The sequence below is a fragment of the Campylobacterota bacterium genome, assembly GCA_040752835.1.
Lineage (GTDB): Bacteria > Campylobacterota > Campylobacteria > Campylobacterales > Sulfurimonadaceae > Sulfuricurvum.
In genome coordinates, this window is sequence record JBFMGG010000007.1 from 180,954 (window position 1) to 196,882 (window position 15,929).

The window sequence follows — 15,929 nt, forward strand, 5'->3', positions numbered from 1 at the left end:
AGAATATGTTGGTACACATCGTAATGTTTCAGTTTAAAGAAGAGAACAAAGAGGCCAATATGGCCCGGGTCAAAACGATGCTCGAAGCACTCCCCGCGAAAATCGCAACCCTTAAAAGCATGGAGGTGGGGATCGACATCAGTCGCAGCGAGCGTTCGTTTGACATGGTACTGGTGTCGACGTTTGAGGATCAGGCGGGATTGGACGCGTACGCTCCCCATCCGGCCCATCAGGAAGTAGTCGGGGTAATCAAAGAAGTGACCCTTCTCTCCAAAGTGGTCGATTACGAAAAATAGGGGGATGAGGGGATGGGATGGACATGCCAGCATGACGCCAAAGGGTTTTGCAAACTGCTGAACGTCCCCTGCGAACCCGGTATCAAAGGGTGCACGCTCAACAAGGGTGCCGAAGTCGTCTTTACGACCGGCAGTTACGAGCAGGACCGGCAAAAAGCCGAAAAACGCCCGGAAGAGATCGATTTTTCCGAACTCGCGCGACGCCATTAAGCGTAATTTATAGTCAAGGATATTTGTGAACGAACCATTGCCGGCCGAAGAAACCCAAGTTGCGAACGAACCCTCCGCGTCAACCGCGGAAGAGCCGTTTTACAAAAAATACAAAATCCATCTTTCGGTAGCCGCCGCGATCCTCGTCGCCGCAGTCGGGGTATTGTCCCATTACAAAAACGAACGGGTCAAAGCCGAACTCGAAAAAGCGATCGGCGAATACCAGCAGAACCTTTTGCTCGTCGGCGGCGAGATGCGGTACGGCTCGCTCGAATGCAGCGGGGTGATCTGGACCGATTGCGAAATCGAAGAGATCCGTCTCTCGATGTTGGGGCAGGAACAGCTCTCGATCAAGAAACTCCGTATCGGGGACGTTGAAGAGTTCGAAGCGCTGAAATCGTTTTCCGAGGGAGGAAACGTCGATGCCTCGGTCGATATTGAAATCGAAGAGATCGCTCTGCCCAAACCGATACTGGCGCAGATGGTGGCCGAAAACGTCAGCAACGCTTTTCAGCAAAGCACCCTTGAGAAACTCAGCACGATGAACATCTCCATCGAAGGGGAAATCGAAGGGAATTCCGCACTGATCAAAGAGATCGAAATCGAACGTTTCGCGATCGACAACGCGATCATGCCGATCGAATTTTCGATGGAAGCACGCGACGTCGTCTCGGGTAAACCCGACTCGATGATCCTGGAAAATTTTTCACTGAGCGTCGAAAACCGTGCGGTATCGGACGTCACCTACGAATCGGTCAAAAGTTTCATGACTCTTCTCAGCCCTGCCGAACAGGCGGCGTTTCTCAAAGAGTTCGGTCTCAAAGCGTCCGATATGGGGGACAAAGCCAAAGCCTCCGAAGCGATCAACCGTACCATCGCCAAACGGTTCGAAGCCGATCTGGCCGTTGCTTCGGGAATGGTCGAAAAAGAGCTGATCCGGGCGATGGTCGCGATGCTCCGGGGCGAAGCCGACGAGATCGTTCTGCGGGGTGAAAACAAAAACGGCCATACCATGGGACAGGTTCAAAATTTTCTGCTGCAGTCGGCGACGATGGGCGAAAAAGAGGCCAAAGCGTTCATGGAGGACAAATTCGTCATCGACGTCGAAGCAGATTAATTTTCTTAACAATAATTTAACAAAACTCTATTACAATGGGACGATATACCCAAAAGGAGTTTTCCATGAAAACATTGGCATCGATCGTCACGGCGTCTCTTTTGTTGTGCAGCACAGGATGGGCCGAAACGCCCGTGCAGGCACAGGTTCAGAATGAAAACCAGAGCCGTTTCAAAAACATGAGTACCGACGAACTGCTCGGACAACGTGGGCACCTGCATAACCAGCAAGAACGCGAACAGCTCCATAACGAACTTATGAACCGTCAGCAGAGCATGACCGCCGAACAGAAAGAAAAATTCGGAAACGCTCCGGGGAAAACCTCCCAGCAGATGGGTAGCCAGGGCAAAGGAATGGGATACGGCCAGGGGCAGGGAATGATGCAGGGGCAAGGCCAGGGGGCTCAGGGAATGCAAAAAGGCAAAGGGATGATGCAAGGCTCCGGCGGAGGCATGGGAGGCGGCATGATGAAAGGAAAAGGGGGGCGTTGACCCCTTTTTGAACCGTCGAAGCGCTAGAGGCTTTTGAGCGCTTCGATCTCCTCGATTTTTTCTTCGATACTCAGCAGCTCATCCACTTTCGTTTCGTATTCGGCTTTGACTTTTTCAAGCTCCGCGGCCAGTACCGTGATCCCGATTTTTTCGTACTGTTTCGGATCGGCCAGTGCGGCACCCAGCTCGTCAATTTTCGCCTCCAGCGCCTCGATCAGGGCGGGGAGCCGTTCGAGCGCTTTTTGTTCGTTGTAGCTGAGTTTGAGAACTTTGGGCTTTTCGGCGGCGGCTTTGGCCGGTGTCGTCTCGGGCTTGGAAAATTCCGCCTCCATCGCGTCGATTTCCCGAAGTTCTTTTTCGTCTTCGAGGTATTCGCTGTAGGGCTTGTAACTCTCCTCGACGGTGCCGTCTCCTTTGAAGATAAAGAGTTTCTTGGCGATTTTGTCGACAAAATAGCGGTCGTGGCTGACGAGGATGACCGCTCCGGGGAAGTTTTGGAGCTTCTCCTCGAGGATGTTGATCGTCGGGATATCAAGATCGTTGGTCGGTTCATCAAGGATGAGGCAGTCCACTTTTTTCGTAAAGAGCAGAGCGAGCGCGACGCGGTTTTTCTCTCCGCCGCTGAGAACCCCGATTTTTTTGTCGAGAAATTCGCGGGGGAAGAGGAAGTTTTTCAGGTAGCCGTAAACGTGAAAATCCTGTCCCTGCGCCTGTACCCGGTCTCCCCCGTTGGGGCAAAATGTTTCGATCAGGTTTTTGGAGTCGTCGAGCATCTCGCGGTGCTGGTCGAAATAGCCGATCGAAAACTCCCCTTGCTTGATGACTCCGGAGGTGGGTTTAAGTCTTCCTAGCAACGCTTTGAGCAGCGTCGATTTGCCGCTGCCGTTCGGACCGACGACGGCAATGACGTCTTGCCGCAGAATCCGGGCCGAGAAATCGCGGATCAGCGTTTTTTCGCCCAGTTTCAATCCCAGATGTTCGATCTCGAAGAGCATTTTTTGCCGGTTGATCCCCTCATCGCGGTTGAAGTGTTTGGCTTCACGCTCGAGTTCGAGTTTCATTTTGCGGATTTTGGAAGGATTATGCTTGGCCTGCTCGCGCAGCTCCAGTACCCGTTGTTTACGCCCTTCGTTTCGTTTGAGGCGCGCCTTGACCCCGCGGCGGAGCCATTCATTTTCGGCTTTGAGGAGTTTGAGGAGGTTTTCGTGCTGCTGTGCCATGGTGCGCAGCAGTTCTTGTTTCTGCTCCAGGTAGTTGCTGTAGCCGCCGTTGAATTCCCGCAGGACACACTCTTCGACTTCGATCGTTTTGGTCGCGACCTGATCGATGAAATAACGGTCGTGGGAGATGAAGAGGAGGGTAAAACGCTCTTTGAGGATCAGCTCTTCGAGAAACTCGACCATATAGACGTCGAGGTGGTTGGTGGGTTCGTCGAGGAGGAGGATGTCGGGTTTTTGGAGCAGTAGCGAAGCCAGCGCGACACGCCGCTGTTCCCCCCCGCTGAGGAGGTTGACTCTTTTGGTTTCGTACTCTTTGAGCATGAAGTGCTGCATTACCCTCTCGATCTTGTCGTCGAGATTCCATGCATTGTGGTGGTCGAGGAAATTGGTCAGGCGCGACTGCTCTTCGAGCAATCCGGCATCGTCGAAGCGTTCGGCCAGCACGACGGAGATTTCGTCGAAACGGATTTTGGCCGTTCTGAGCTCTCCCAGCCCCGCTTCGATCGCTTCGCGTACCGTATGGTCCGGATCGAAAACCGGGATCTGCGAGAGCATCTTGATATCGATCCCCTGACGCGTGATCCGCTCTCCCTCATCGGCATCGAGGACGCCCGCGACGATTTTCATCAGGGTTGATTTCCCGCTGCCGTTTTTGCCGACGATGACGATGCGCTCCCCTTCGTCGATGTGGAAGTGGACGTTCTCTAAGATTTTCTGGGCCTCATAGTGTTTCGAGACACCGAGTAGATCGACTAATGCCATGGAGACTATTCCTTCGGAAGACTAAAACAGGTACGGCGCGAGAGATACCACGACGCGATCGCGTAGTCGCTGTACGACATCTCCCGCTGTGCCGGGGGGATCGAATCGGCGCGCAGCTTGCTCCGGACGATCCCGAAAACGATGAACCCCAGCAGAAGCGATCCCGCGGCGATGAAAGCGTCGCTTTGCACCCAGACCGCCGCGGCGACAAGATAGTTGCCGTAACTGAGCGCGTATCCCATCACACGGGCCAGAAGGCGGCACCGACGGGTCGGAAGGGTGGGGGTGGGATCGATCGTGAAAAGGGGGTGCTCGCTGTTCATGGGGCGAATTATAGCTTAACCTCTCTTGTAGGGGTTTAAGGGAGAACCATATATACTGTCCGGAAATTATCGTGATAAGGATGGATAATGAAACGTATGGTTTCGGCCTTGGTGCTCTTTACGCTTTCCCTTGAGGCGGATCAAACGACGAAAGCGGTGTTTGACTGCGCCAACAAAGATATGAAATACATTGCCTCACGAATGTTTTTGATTGAAGAGAGTGCAAAAGAACTCCGGGCGGCACACCGTCCTTATGAGTTCGTCCTGACCGTCCATTCGGGATGTACACCCGTTATTACCGAGGATGTGGGGGATGACGAGGTAAAAAAAGGGATTTCCGAACGTCTCAAAAAACTCAGTCGGCAGTATAATGTCAAAATCGAAGCTTGTGAAATCGCAATGGAGCGGTTTGGCATCGAAAAAAGTGATTTGCCTGAACATATCGGCACCGTGCGCAACTCCATAACCCGTGTTATCCAACTTCAAAACAATGGATACGCATTTATTCCCTACCATTAAAAAAAAAGGATGAAACCATGAACGTATTATTGCAGATCGATTTTCCCTATTCGGGGCCATACGGCGAAGAGATGGCTCAGGCATTTGCGGGGCTGGCCGAATCGATTGCTCAGGAAAAAGGGCTGATCTGGAAGATGTGGACCGAAAACCGCGAGACCGGCGAAGCGGGGGGAATTTACCTGTTTGAAGATGCCTCTTCCGCGACGGCGTATCTTGCGATGCACACCGCGCGTCTGGAAAGCTTCGGGGTTCAGGGGATCCGCTCGAAGCTGTTCAACGTGAACGTCCCGCTCTCCCGCATTACCAAAGCCCCTTTGAGCTAACCCTCCATGGATGGGGCGGGCTCTGCGAAATAATACCCCTGCATCGCATCGATGGGCAGCGTCTGAAGGTAGCGGCAGATCGGTTCGGAACTGACGAATTCGGCCACGGTTTCGACGCCGAGTTTGGACGCGAAATCGAGGATGGTATCGAGGATGATCTTCGAGGTACGGTTTGTATCCACGTCGCGGATGATCGAACCGTCGATTTTGACGTAGTCGATGTCGAGCCGGCTGATGTAGGCAAAATTCGAATACCCCGCTCCGAAATCGTCAAGGGCGATTTTGACCCCGTATTTTTTGACTTCGGTGATAAAGGCGTTCACAACGTCGTAGTTTTCGATCCCCTCGGATTCGAGAATTTCGAAAATCAGCTGCGGAGCATTGGTACAGTTACGCACTTTGTCGATGATGTAGGAATACATTGACGGGTTGTGGATGTCTTCGATGGAGAGGTTGATCGAACAGATTTTTCCCGGATTTTGCCGGAGCGCTTCGAATACCTTGTCGATCATGATCCGTGTGACGTGGTAATAAAGTTTGACTTTTTTCGAAATGTCCAGAAAATGATACGGCGTGACGACCGAGCCGTCTTCCTCCACGATCCGTACCAGTGCTTCGTATTTTTCGATTTCGAGCGTTCGGGCGTTGACGATGGGTTGATAGTAGGGGACGATACGGTCTTCTTCGATCGCTTCGCGCAGCCGTTTGATCCAGCGGATATTTTTTTCGTAATCTTTTTTGATGTGCAAGGACGGGTCGTAGACGATGTAATTGCGTCGTCTTTTTTTGGCCAGCTTGAGCGCCATCCCCGCACGCAGCAGTACGCTTTGGCGCGTGTCGGTCAAATCGTTCGAACACGCTATCCCCACCGTTGCGTTGAGATTCATGCCGTGATCTTGGATGTGAAAGTTGCTTTGGGCAATCTGCTCGACCACATAACCGGCGAACGCTTCGATCTCTTCGCGTGAGGGAGGGGCCGTGATAAGGAGCGCGTATTCGTCCACGGGGAGTTTGTAAAGGACGCTGCCGTTCATCTGCTTGGAGAGCTCGCCGAGCAGTTCGGCTACGCTTTCGAGGAGTTCGTCACCGATCTCGTGGCCGTAGAAACTGTTGATTTCACCGAAACGGTCGATGTTCAAAACGACGATCGCGTAGGGTTGTTCGAGATTTTCGGTGTCGTGTATCAGTTTGGTTCGATTGGGGAGACGGGTGAGGGAGTCGTAAAAAAGACGGTAGGTGAGTTCGCGGGTCCGATTTTCCACGATCCCTTTCAAATCTTCGGTGTACCGCTGCAATTCGGCTTTTGAATCGGAAAGTTCTTTGTTGAGTTCATGCAGATGCGTCAGGTCCCGGATGCTGACCACGATGGTGCGGATTGTTCCGTGATCGTCGTACAAAGCCTGGACGTTTTTCGAAATATGGACGGTAGAGCCGTCTTTGCGTTTAAAGATCGTTTCCTGATCGCTGCAATGCCCGTGTGCGTTGATACTGTCAATGCAGCTGCTGAGGATGTCGAGATTTTCCAGATGTTCCGTGACGGATGAACCGACCAGTTCTTCGGCCTCGAATCCGAGCAGTTTGCAAAATGCGGGATTGGCATACCGGATGATGAGGTTGGTATCGAGCGTAAACATCCCATCGGGCATGTGCTTGAGTATGTCGTGAACGTGAACCCGATCGGCAGGAAAAGGGTTTTGCATTAATTATCCTTATGGATTGCTAAGCGGTCATTATAATTCAGTGTTGCTTGAAAGTTTCATTAAGCAAACGGTTTGAATGTTGTTTTAATAATAAAAAATAACTTTTCGCATCGTAGGGATATTGTCTCTTTTTAGTGTAAAATTTTCGTAAAATTACGCAATATAAGGATTACAGTATGAAAAAAAACCGTATAACCGCCATTTTCGGGATCACGGCCCTGCTGCTGGGCATTCAGGCCAATGCTGCCCAGATCGACGGTTCGGCCGTACTCGGGAGCGCGATCGGAGCCGCTGCGGGATCGGCCGTAGGCTCTGCGGTCGGCGGTAAAGACGGTGCGGTCATCGGCGGCGGGATCGGCGGTGCGGTCGGTGCGGCGGCGGGAAGCGGCAAATCGTCGGTACAACCCTCCGCCCAGGTGCGGGTAGGATCGTCGGCGATTGCGGCGGACGACGATCGCGGACATCGCGATCACGGCCTGCACAAGGGACATTACAAACACAAACATAAACACAAGCATTGATCCCCGGGGCTTGCAAACAGGAAAAAAACGGTGAAAGCAGGTAGGCAAGTGCGTAGATATCCTTGGTGGTTATGGTGCATTCCGATGGTTGCGGTGTCGCTGTACGGGGAGTCTTATGAACCCGGACGGGGTGTCAGTCTCAGCGATTCGCTCAATGTCGGCGGCTATTTTTCCACCGAATTCGAATCGAGCGCGAGCCGCGACCGCTTTACGCTGGATGATGTCGCGGTGATGGCGTACGGGGATCTTACCCCCGCGTTTTCATATCTTGCGGAACTCGAAGCAGTAGGCTTTTACCAAAAAGATTTTACCGACGGCAGCGAGAGCGGTGATCGCAAGTTTCACATCGAACGCCTCTACGGTGACGTATGGGTAAACGACGCTTTTAACGTCCGTTTCGGAAAACAGATCACCCCCATCGGATACTGGAACCGCGAACCGATCAACGTTTTGCGCGACACGACGTCCAACCCCCTCTACAGCAAACTGCTGTTTCCGAAATTTTTGACGGGGATGGATATTAACGGATACGTTCCGGGGGTTGAAAACCTCAATTACCATCTCTTCGGTCAGAGCACCCATGACATGGACGAAGAATACATCAATATCCCCAATACCCATTTTTACGGTCTGGCCTTGGAAAAAGAGTTTTCCTGGGAATGGAACGGGGGCGGAAGCGTCGGGGAATACATTGCAGCGGCGAGCGGCGAGCGGACCCGATTCCTCCAGGGGAATCTGAAATACGAAAACGAAGAGTGCGTCGTTACCGTCGAAGCGATCGCGGCACGCACCGCATACCGTATCGGCGGAGACGATGACACCTATGCGGGGTATTTTCAGGGGCTTTACCGGTTCACGCCGCAACACGCCGCAGTCGCCCGATACGAGTATTACGACCGGCGCCACGACGATTACCGTGACCATATCGGGATTGTCGGATACAGCTATCGTCCGATCTATCCGGTTTCGCTCAAAGGGGAGTACCAGTGGCACTCCCAAAACGATGAAAACCGGTTTTTATTTTCGTTTGCGGTGTTGTTCTGATGAAAGGGATCGTGGTCGCGGCTTGCCTGGTTTGCATGTTGAACGGGGCGGAATACGTGGTGGTCGTTTCGAAAAAATCCTCTATCGGTACGCTGAGCGTTTCGCAGATCCGCGACGTATTCTTGCAGAAGCGCCGAAGTCTCGGCGAACAAAAAACGATCCCCGTCAACGTACTGGGGCACGACGAGGTGCGCGGCGCTTTCGAGTCGAGAGTGCTCGGGATGGATCGCAACCGTCTGAACGCCTATTGGGTCAAGCAGCATTTCCAGGGGGTCACTCCTCCCCTGACGCAGCCTTCTTTCGAATCGGTCAAAGCGTTTGTCGAGAATGTCGAAGGCGCGATCGGTTATCTGCCCGGATCGATGGTGGATGCCAAAGTAAAGGCCGTGTATGAGTTTTAAAATCAAAACGATCCTCTTTTTTCTCGGCGTCAGCCTTGTCCCCTACATCGCTACGATGTTTTTGCTCGGGAACTCTTTTCGGGAGGAACAGTACAACGCGGTGACGGCGGAAATGAATACCCAGCTGCGTTTGACGGTTGAACGGATCGATCAGCATCTTGCAACTTTGCAAAAAGATATGGCCTTTATCGCCAAATCCGATTTGATGAACGACATGTACACGCTTGACCTCGACCGCCGTATCGGCAACACCCTTCTGGCGAAAAAGAACGATATGAAGCTCCAAGGGGATTTTTACGCCGTCGATCTGAAGAACCGCGTGATCGCATCGAGCGATTTCGCGATGATCGGAAAAAGCGCCGGAGCGCCTCTCTTTTATTCCGTACCCATCACGTCGGCGTTTACGGGAGAACAAATCGGGTGGCTGAGGGTGGATTACCGGATGGAAAATTTCAGCCGCTTTTTTTCGAATACTCCGCAGCGTCATTACTATCTCCGCCATCAAAACGGAAAAGTCGACCTACGCCCCTCCGTGTTCGGCGAGTCGCTTCAGGTGGCCCGTAAACTGAGTAGCAACCCTGAACTCACGGTCGTGCTTGAAGAGGAAAAAGCGTTTGCCTATCGGCTGCTGTACAAGTACGAACGGTGGTTTTTGTTGCTGTTGGTTCTGGGGGCCGTCTTTATCGCGATCGCGGCGTACTTTATCGCCAAGGGGCTTATCCGTCCCGTCATCGCCCTCTCCGCAACCGCAAAGCAGATCACCCGCACCCGCGATTACACGCAACAAGTCAGCGTTGACCGCGACGATGAGATCGGACAGCTCTCCGATGCTTTCAATACGATGATCCGGGGGATGGACAGTGCGCTTGGCGAGATCACCGCGCTGAACAAAGAGATCGAAGATACCCAGCGCGAAGTCGTCTTTACGATGGGCTCGATCGGGGAAAGCCGCTCCAAGGAGACGGGAAACCATGTCCGCCGCGTTGCGGAATATTCGAAGCTGCTGGCTCTCTATTACGGACTGGATGAAGAAGAAGCCGAAATGCTCAAGCAGGCATCCCCGATGCACGATATCGGAAAAGTGGCCATTCCCGACGCGATCTTGAACAAACCCGGACGATTCGACGAAGAAGAACGCCGTATCATGGATACGCATGCGGAATTGGGATATGATATGCTCAAGCACTCGCAGCGTCCCCTTTTGCAGACCGCCGCGATCGTCGCTTACGAGCATCACGAAAAATGGGACGGCACCGGCTATCCCAGAGGTTTAAAAGGAGAGCAGATCCATATTTACGGTCGCATCACCGCCCTGGCGGATGTCTTTGATGCCCTTGGAAGCGACCGCGTTTACAAAAAAGCGTGGACGGACGAAAAGATTTTCGCCCTTTTCAACGAAGAAAGAGGGAGACATTTCGATCCCCGGCTGATCGATATCTTTTTTGCCCATCTGGATGAGTTCCTGTCGATCCGCGAACGCCTGAGGGACGTTTGCGCGGATTGATCCCATTTTTCAAGGAGACGTAAATGCTAGAAGAATTCAAAAAGTTTCTCATTACGGGGAATGTTGTCGATATGGCGGTCGGATTCATCTTCGGAGCTGCGTTTGCAACCGTCGTCAAATCGCTGGTCGCCAACGTCATCATGCCGCCCGTCGGGCTACTGATGGGCGGGGTCGATTTTTCGTCCCTTTTCATCGCGCTTGACGGGAAGGAATACGCTTCGCTCGCCGCGCTCGATGCGGCGGGAGCTCCGGCGATCAAAGTGGGGGTGTTTCTCAACGACGTGATTTCGTTCACGATTCTGGGATTTGTGATGTTTATGATGGTCAAAGCGTACAACCGGCTCAAAGCGGCCGAACCCGCTGCGGAACAGGCTGCACCGACCAGCAAAACGTGCCGAGAATGCGGCATGGAAATCCCTGCCGCCGCAAAAAGCTGTCCGTATTGCCGGACTCCCCAGTAACGGGGGTCAGATACTCGTGTCGAGAAGATTGCCGCCCAGTGCGGCGATTCTCTCGTCGATGAGGGCGAGGGTTCGCTCCTGCGTTTGGTAGGAGATATCGGGCAGTTTCCCTCCCCACATCGCCTCGGCTTCCTCGAAACCGCGGATCACTCCTTCGCGTCCGGCTTTTAGCCGTTCAAGGTCCTCTCCCGCTCCCGATATAACGAAATCGGCTACCCGTTCAGAGGTTTGCTTGATGCCGAAAAATCCGTCTTCGGAGACCAGTGCGGCCGCTTCTTCGGGTGTCATGTCGGCAATCGGCTTGCCATCATACCCGATCGTTTCGAAATCGATCGTTTCCAGCAGATCGCGCACTTTGTTCAAATCGAACACGCCGCTTTGCGCGCTGAAGTTGTCTGCACTGTTTTTTTGCGCTTTTTGGGTGTATTCGACCAAATACGCCTCGGTCAGTTTTTTACCGCTGATCTCACCGCTTTTGACCTTTTCTTTAAACTCTTCGCGCTTGGTTTCATCCGACGAAATCCCTTTTTGGACGTAGGGGTTCGCCGAGGGGTGTTCGGAACCGATTTTCATAATACGCTCCTTTGTATGGATAATATAATATCGTCCGATTCATTCGTGACGTAAAGCGTCGATCGGATTGAGGCGCGCCGCTTTGCGCGCGGGGAAATATCCGAACAAAATCCCCACAAGCGCCGAAAACAAAAAAGCGACGAGGATGATGAAGGTGTTGAAAATCAGCGGCAGGTCGAAAAAGAGGCTGATTGCAACCCCCGCGCCGACGCCGAGCACGACCCCGATGATACCGCCCAGTGAAGAGAGGACGATCGCTTCGACGAGAAACTGCAGCAGTACTTCGCGCTCCAATGCCCCGATGGCGAGGCGTATCCCGATTTCGCGGGTCCTCTCGGTGACGGAGACGAGCATGATGTTCATAATCCCGATCCCTCCCACGAGGAGGCTGATTGCCGCTACCGCTCCCAGAAGGATTGTCAGCATCTGCGTCGTCGAAGAGAGGGTCTGGACCATTTCGCGCATGTCGCGCACGTTGAAGTCGTCCTCTTCCCCCCGTTGGATACGGCGCCGCTCCTGCAGCAGAAGGGTAACCGAGCTTTTGACCGCTTCGATGGCCGATGCCGATTCGGCGGAGATCATGATGCGTGAAATGTCCTGGTTGCCGCTGATGCGGCGCTGAAACATCCGGATCGGCACGACGACGATGTCGTCTTGGTCCATCCCGAACATTGCGGCCCCTTTGGGGTCGAGAACGCCGATCACTTCGCACGAAAAACTTTCCAGCCGGATCGATTCGCCCAGAGGGGGCTGGTTGCCGAAGAGCTCCCGCCGAACCGTCTCGCCGATGACGCAGACCGCTTTACCCCCCTGGAGTTCCGCGTCCGAAAAGGGGCGTCCCGAGGCGAAAACCCAGTCTTTGATCGTGAAATAGTCGTTGTCGCTCCCCTCGACCGTCGTGGAGTAATTCTGGTTGCCGTACACCGCATGCATCGAAATCGATCCCACCGGGGCGGCGCCGCGGATACGGTCGATTTCGTGTTTGAGGGCTTCGACGTCGTTGTGGGTGAAACGCTTGGCCGTCAGATCGCTGCTGGGAGGCCCGCGGCGTTCCTGCCCCGGGATGACGACGAGCATGTTCGTTCCCAGTTTGGAAATGCTGTTCGTGACGTAGGCGGTCGTAGCGTCGCCCAGCATCACCATCGCGATGACGGATGCCACCCCGATGACGATCCCCAGGGTGGTGAGGATCGAGCGCATGGCGCTGCGGCGGATTTCACGTAGAGCGAGTAAAAAAGCGTTCCAGATCATGCGGTCGCTCCGTCGATAAGCCCGTCGCGGAAGCGTACGGTGCGCGAGGCGTATGCGGCCATGTCGCTTTCGTGGGTTACCATGATGATCGTGATTCCCCGTTCGCGGTTGAACGAGGCGAGGAGTTCCATCACTTCGATGCTTTTGGCCGAATCGAGGTTTCCGGTGGGTTCGTCGGCCAGCAGGATGTGCGGATCGGTGACGATGGCCCTGGCGATGGCGACACGCTGCTGTTGACCTCCGGAGAGTTCGGCGGGGGTATGGTGGGCGACGTGTTCAAGGCCGACGCTCCGGAGCGCTTCGAGGGCTTTTTCACGGCGCGTTTCCGCGGCAAATCCGCGATAGAGGAGGGGGAGCTCGACGTTTTCGACCGCAGAGGTTTTTCCCAGCAGGTTGAACCCCTGAAAAATGAATCCGATGTAGTTGCGCCGCAGCAACGCCCTCTGATCACGCGTCAGTGCCCCCACGTCGACCCCTTCGAAAAGGTATTGTCCCTCGGTAGGGGTGTCGAGACATCCGATGATGTTCATGGCGGTTGATTTGCCCGAACCGCTGGGCCCCATAATGGCGACGAATTCTCCCCGATCGATCCGGAGGTCAACTCCTCGTAGGGCGTAGGCCGCAGCTTCCCCCTCGCCATAGGATTTCACCGCGCGCCGCAACTCGATGACCGATTGGGAGGAGGGTGCCATCAGTGTTTTTCCCGGGTGCCGACGATGACGGCATCCCCTTTTTTAAGCGATGTTGAAGTGATTGCGGTCGACGAACCGTCCGTCCGGACGATCCGTACGGCGGTTTTCCGGGGTGTCCCCTCATGAAGCGTCCAGACGTATCGTACGTTATCCGAAGAGAGGGTTTTGGCTTTTTTGGTTCCGTCGCCCTTTTCCGAATCGGGGGTAAAGCGCAACGCGGCGTTGGGGATGGTAAGCTGCGCTGGATAGGTTCCCGTCACGATCCGGGCCGAGACGGTCATTCCCGGGCGCAACAGCAGCTCTTTGTTGTCGATGGTGACGACGGCGTCGTAGGTGACGACGCCGTTGACGATCTGGGAGTTCAGCCGCAGCTGCGTGATGACTCCCGCAAAAAGACGGTTGGGATACGCATCGACGGTGAATTCGACTTTTTGATTCTCTTTGACCTCCCCGATATCGGCTTCGTCAACGCTGACGATCGCTTTCATCACGCTGAGGTCTTCGGCCATCGTAAAGAGAACGGGAGTCTGCATCGACGCGACGACCGTTTGGCCCGGTTCGACTTTGCGTTCGAGGACGATACCCCTGACCGGAGAGACGACGGTCGCTTTTCGGATGTTCTCTTCGTCGGTTTGAAGCTGCGCACGGGCCTGATCGGCCTGGGCCTTTGCCGCGGCCACCTGCGCGCGGGCTTTTTCGACCGCGGTGCGGGCATCGTCGATTTCCTGGGCGGAAGGGTAGTTTCCCCGGGTTGCCGCCGCCATTTTCATTACCCGCTCCAATTCGCTGCGGGCATTTTGGTATGCGGCTTCGGCTTCGGCAATGTTGGCACGGAATCGTTCGAGAGAAGCTTTGGAACCGACGGCCTGAGCGAGGAGCTTCGTCGTATCGAGCCGTGCCATCACTTCCCCCTTTTCGACACGGTCGTTATAGTCGACGTTCACCGCTTCGATCGTCCCGGAGACTTCGATGCCCACTTCGACGGTATTGGTGGGTTCGAGGTTCCCCGTCGCCGAAACGCTCGTGGTGAGCGTTTTGGTCTCGACGGGTGCGGTAAGGTACTCGGCGGGTGTCTCTTTGGCGCTTTGGTACCATATCCCCGATCCGACGGCCAATACCGCCGCAGCGGCAATCCAGGCAATCCGTTTTTTGTGTTTTCGCTCCGGGGGCGTATCGAGCCCCAGAGTCTGTCGGATCGGATCGGAAGTCATGGCAGTTCCTTGGCGGGATTGAGTGCGAAATGGAGTTTGGCCAATTCGATTTGGATGTTGATTTCGTAGACGCGGATATCGTATTCCTCGATCGATCGGGAATTTTGGAGCGTCTGAAGATCGTAGCCGGTTTTGGTTCCGGCTTCGACCCCCGAGCGTATCGCGCCGATGAGATCGTCGTAGAGCGATAAATTGCGCCGGATGAGGGCGATCGTCTCTTCAAAACTTCTGATTTTTTCGACCGCCTGGGCGTAGGTTCCGTCCAGGGCCCGCCGTTTGTCGGCGACCGAAGCCGCTTCCTTGAGATAGAGGGCTCTGGCTTCCTGGACGGTCGAGGAAGCGTTGTAGGCCAGCGGCAGCGTAACCGATACACCCGTATTGTAGTAGTGCCCGTCATACTCGCCCGCCCGATCCCGGGGATCGTAACGGCGGTATCCCAACGCGGCGTTGAGTGCGATCGAGGGGAGGTAATCAGAAGCGGTCACTTCGTACGCATAGCGTTGTGTCTGGGTGTTGGCACGGGCGTAGCGCAGGTCCAGCTGCTCTTCGACGTAAGCTTGTTTGTCGATCCGTTCGAATCGCGGAAGTTCAAAGGAATCGGGGGAGAGATTGCTGATCTTGGCGATTTCGTAACGCTGTTCGGCGATCGAATATTCCAAACCGGCGAGCGATTTGAGTTCGGCACTTTGCGCCATCAACGCGTTGTTCAGTTCGGTGATATCGGCTTTTCCCGCATCGAAGAGATGGCGTTTGATGATTACTTCGATCTCTTTGTTCCTGAGTTTAAGAAGGGTTTGCTCTTTCTGAAAAAGGGCTTTGCGGTATTCGAGCAGGGAAACAAAAAGCTGCCGGTTGAGCTCTGCGATCTCTTTTTGGCGCGAGAGCGATTCGCGCTCTTTTTTGGCGTCGGCGTAAGCGATCCGGTAGGTAATTCCCCCCGAACGGAAGATATCCTGTGCGATCGATCCCGAGACGTTTTCGGTCGTACTGAAAAATCCCCCCTGCGCGCTGCGGTCGTAATCGTACGCACCGTTCAGGTTGAGCGGCGCGATCCAGTCGGTCCGCAGTTTTTCGTGTTCGGCTTCGTACGCTTCGCGCTCTAAACGCAGCATTTCCTGTTTTTCTTGGGACAGCAACGCGTAGGGCTCATCGGCGTGGCCGATCTGCGACAACAGAAGAAGGTTCAGCAATACCGGGTATTTCATATTGCCATCATACACCGTTTTTCGCTAACAAAGAAGTAAACGCCGTAAACGGAAAATTAACAATGGAAAAAAATTATCCTTTAAGTCAAAACGCCCTAAGATTGA

At 54.2% G+C, this 15,929-nt stretch carries 19 protein-coding genes; 11 read left to right on the top strand and 8 right to left on the bottom strand.

The window, feature by feature from the left end:
* The first annotated feature begins 5 nt into the window (after window positions 1-5).
* The 4 genes from AB1763_06955 (at window position 6) to AB1763_06970 (ending at window position 2,114) form a co-directional block, all read left to right on the top strand.
* Entirely contained in the window at window positions 6-296 is a 291-nt protein-coding gene (locus AB1763_06955; GenBank protein MEW5832554.1) for a Dabb family protein, read from the top strand.
* Between the two features lie 12 nt (window positions 297-308).
* Window positions 309-506: a hypothetical protein gene (locus AB1763_06960; protein MEW5832555.1), complete on the top strand. Its 198-nt coding sequence runs from the start codon at window positions 309-311 to the stop codon at window positions 504-506.
* 25 nt (window positions 507-531) lie between these two features.
* Window positions 532-1,623, top strand: a complete 1,092-nt coding sequence (locus AB1763_06965; GenBank protein MEW5832556.1) for a hypothetical protein — start codon at window positions 532-534, stop codon at window positions 1,621-1,623.
* A gap of 65 nt (window positions 1,624-1,688) precedes the next feature.
* The gene (locus tag AB1763_06970; protein ID MEW5832557.1) at window positions 1,689-2,114 is read left to right on the top strand and encodes a hypothetical protein; all 426 of its coding nucleotides are present in this window, start codon (window positions 1,689-1,691) and stop codon (window positions 2,112-2,114) included.
* Window positions 2,115-2,137: 23 nt separating this feature from the next.
* Here AB1763_06970 and abc-f read toward each other — a convergent pair whose 3' ends face one another.
* Together abc-f and AB1763_06980 are read right to left on the bottom strand one after the other, a co-directional pair.
* Entirely contained in the window at window positions 2,138-4,096 is a 1,959-nt protein-coding gene (gene abc-f / locus AB1763_06975; GenBank protein MEW5832558.1) for a ribosomal protection-like ABC-F family protein, read from the bottom strand.
* Window positions 4,097-4,101: 5 nt separating this feature from the next.
* Window positions 4,102-4,419, bottom strand: coding sequence for a hypothetical protein (locus AB1763_06980; GenBank protein ID MEW5832559.1), 318 nt, complete (start codon window positions 4,417-4,419; stop codon window positions 4,102-4,104).
* Window positions 4,420-4,506: 87 nt separating this feature from the next.
* Between AB1763_06980 and AB1763_06985 the strand changes: the two genes are divergently transcribed.
* Together AB1763_06985 and AB1763_06990 are read left to right on the top strand one after the other, a co-directional pair.
* On the top strand, window positions 4,507-4,938 hold the full coding sequence (locus tag AB1763_06985; GenBank protein MEW5832560.1) for a DsrE family protein: 432 nt from the start codon (window positions 4,507-4,509) through the stop codon (window positions 4,936-4,938).
* A gap of 17 nt (window positions 4,939-4,955) precedes the next feature.
* On the top strand, window positions 4,956-5,261 hold the full coding sequence (locus AB1763_06990; protein MEW5832561.1) for a monooxygenase: 306 nt from the start codon (window positions 4,956-4,958) through the stop codon (window positions 5,259-5,261).
* On the opposite strand, the gene AB1763_06995 is transcribed toward AB1763_06990, so the two are convergent.
* Window positions 5,258-6,961, bottom strand: coding sequence for an EAL domain-containing protein (locus AB1763_06995; GenBank protein MEW5832562.1), 1,704 nt, complete (start codon window positions 6,959-6,961; stop codon window positions 5,258-5,260). The genes AB1763_06990 and AB1763_06995 overlap by 4 nt on opposite strands.
* A 176-nt stretch (window positions 6,962-7,137) precedes the next feature.
* Between AB1763_06995 and AB1763_07000 the strand changes: the two genes are divergently transcribed.
* Genes AB1763_07000 through mscL form a run of 5 tightly spaced genes read left to right on the top strand, consistent with a single transcriptional unit; the run spans window position 7,138 to window position 10,892 of the window.
* Complete coding sequence (locus AB1763_07000; protein MEW5832563.1) at window positions 7,138-7,482, top strand: glycine zipper domain-containing protein; 345 nt, start codon at window positions 7,138-7,140, stop codon at window positions 7,480-7,482.
* 48 nt (window positions 7,483-7,530) lie between these two features.
* Window positions 7,531-8,526, top strand: coding sequence for a hypothetical protein (locus tag AB1763_07005; protein ID MEW5832564.1), 996 nt, complete (start codon window positions 7,531-7,533; stop codon window positions 8,524-8,526).
* The gene (locus AB1763_07010) at window positions 8,526-8,927 is read left to right on the top strand and encodes a hypothetical protein (protein MEW5832565.1); all 402 of its coding nucleotides are present in this window, start codon (window positions 8,526-8,528) and stop codon (window positions 8,925-8,927) included. Before AB1763_07005 ends, AB1763_07010 begins: the two co-directional genes overlap by 1 nt.
* Window positions 8,917-10,431 (top strand): HD domain-containing phosphohydrolase, encoded by a 1,515-nt coding sequence (locus AB1763_07015; GenBank protein MEW5832566.1) that lies wholly within the window; start codon window positions 8,917-8,919, stop codon window positions 10,429-10,431. The genes AB1763_07010 and AB1763_07015 overlap by 11 nt, the downstream gene beginning before the upstream one ends.
* A 23-nt stretch (window positions 10,432-10,454) precedes the next feature.
* A complete protein-coding gene (gene mscL / locus AB1763_07020; GenBank protein MEW5832567.1) occupies window positions 10,455-10,892 on the top strand; it encodes a large conductance mechanosensitive channel protein MscL in 438 nt (145 codons plus the stop codon).
* Between the two features lie 6 nt (window positions 10,893-10,898).
* On the opposite strand, the gene AB1763_07025 is transcribed toward mscL, so the two are convergent.
* From AB1763_07025 to AB1763_07045, 5 genes are read right to left on the bottom strand one after another with little or no spacing between them, the layout of a single operon-like run.
* Window positions 10,899-11,465, bottom strand: a complete 567-nt coding sequence (locus tag AB1763_07025) for a hydrogenase-4 component G (GenBank protein ID MEW5832568.1) — start codon at window positions 11,463-11,465, stop codon at window positions 10,899-10,901.
* Between the two features lie 39 nt (window positions 11,466-11,504).
* Entirely contained in the window at window positions 11,505-12,716 is a 1,212-nt protein-coding gene (locus AB1763_07030; GenBank protein ID MEW5832569.1) for an ABC transporter permease, read from the bottom strand.
* Window positions 12,713-13,408 (bottom strand): ABC transporter ATP-binding protein, encoded by a 696-nt coding sequence (locus tag AB1763_07035; GenBank protein ID MEW5832570.1) that lies wholly within the window; start codon window positions 13,406-13,408, stop codon window positions 12,713-12,715. Before AB1763_07035 ends, AB1763_07030 begins: the two co-directional genes overlap by 4 nt.
* Window positions 13,408-14,619 carry an efflux RND transporter periplasmic adaptor subunit gene (locus AB1763_07040; protein ID MEW5832571.1) on the bottom strand — a complete coding sequence of 404 codons (1,212 nt, stop codon included), beginning with the start codon at window positions 14,617-14,619 and terminating at the stop codon, window positions 13,408-13,410. The genes AB1763_07035 and AB1763_07040 overlap by 1 nt, the downstream gene beginning before the upstream one ends.
* Window positions 14,616-15,824 carry a TolC family protein gene (locus tag AB1763_07045; protein MEW5832572.1) on the bottom strand — a complete coding sequence of 403 codons (1,209 nt, stop codon included), beginning with the start codon at window positions 15,822-15,824 and terminating at the stop codon, window positions 14,616-14,618. Before AB1763_07045 ends, AB1763_07040 begins: the two co-directional genes overlap by 4 nt.
* Between the last annotated feature and the right edge of the window lie 105 nt (window positions 15,825-15,929).

Bases quoted from the DNA above. Each gene is read 5' to 3' on its own strand.
- AB1763_06955 (MEW5832554.1), top strand. From the start codon at position 6: ATGTTGGTACACATCGTAATGTTTCAGTTTAAAGAAGAGAACAAAGAG.
- AB1763_06960 (MEW5832555.1), top strand. From the start codon at position 309: ATGGGATGGACATGCCAGCATGACGCCAAAGGGTTTTGCAAACTGCTG.
- AB1763_06970 (MEW5832557.1), top strand. From the start codon at position 1,689: ATGAAAACATTGGCATCGATCGTCACGGCGTCTCTTTTGTTGTGCAGC.
- abc-f (MEW5832558.1), bottom strand. From the start codon at position 4,096: ATGGCATTAGTCGATCTACTCGGTGTCTCGAAACACTATGAGGCCCAG.
- AB1763_06980 (MEW5832559.1), bottom strand. From the start codon at position 4,419: ATGAACAGCGAGCACCCCCTTTTCACGATCGATCCCACCCCCACCCTT.
- AB1763_06985 (MEW5832560.1), top strand. From the start codon at position 4,507: ATGAAACGTATGGTTTCGGCCTTGGTGCTCTTTACGCTTTCCCTTGAG.
- AB1763_06990 (MEW5832561.1), top strand. From the start codon at position 4,956: ATGAACGTATTATTGCAGATCGATTTTCCCTATTCGGGGCCATACGGC.
- AB1763_06995 (MEW5832562.1), bottom strand. From the start codon at position 6,961: ATGCAAAACCCTTTTCCTGCCGATCGGGTTCACGTTCACGACATACTC.
- AB1763_07000 (MEW5832563.1), top strand. From the start codon at position 7,138: ATGAAAAAAAACCGTATAACCGCCATTTTCGGGATCACGGCCCTGCTG.
- AB1763_07010 (MEW5832565.1), top strand. From the start codon at position 8,526: ATGAAAGGGATCGTGGTCGCGGCTTGCCTGGTTTGCATGTTGAACGGG.
- AB1763_07015 (MEW5832566.1), top strand. From the start codon at position 8,917: ATGAGTTTTAAAATCAAAACGATCCTCTTTTTTCTCGGCGTCAGCCTT.
- mscL (MEW5832567.1), top strand. From the start codon at position 10,455: ATGCTAGAAGAATTCAAAAAGTTTCTCATTACGGGGAATGTTGTCGAT.
- AB1763_07025 (MEW5832568.1), bottom strand. From the start codon at position 11,465: ATGAAAATCGGTTCCGAACACCCCTCGGCGAACCCCTACGTCCAAAAA.
- AB1763_07030 (MEW5832569.1), bottom strand. From the start codon at position 12,716: ATGATCTGGAACGCTTTTTTACTCGCTCTACGTGAAATCCGCCGCAGC.
- AB1763_07035 (MEW5832570.1), bottom strand. From the start codon at position 13,408: ATGGCACCCTCCTCCCAATCGGTCATCGAGTTGCGGCGCGCGGTGAAA.
- AB1763_07040 (MEW5832571.1), bottom strand. From the start codon at position 14,619: ATGACTTCCGATCCGATCCGACAGACTCTGGGGCTCGATACGCCCCCG.
- AB1763_07045 (MEW5832572.1), bottom strand. From the start codon at position 15,824: ATGAAATACCCGGTATTGCTGAACCTTCTTCTGTTGTCGCAGATCGGC.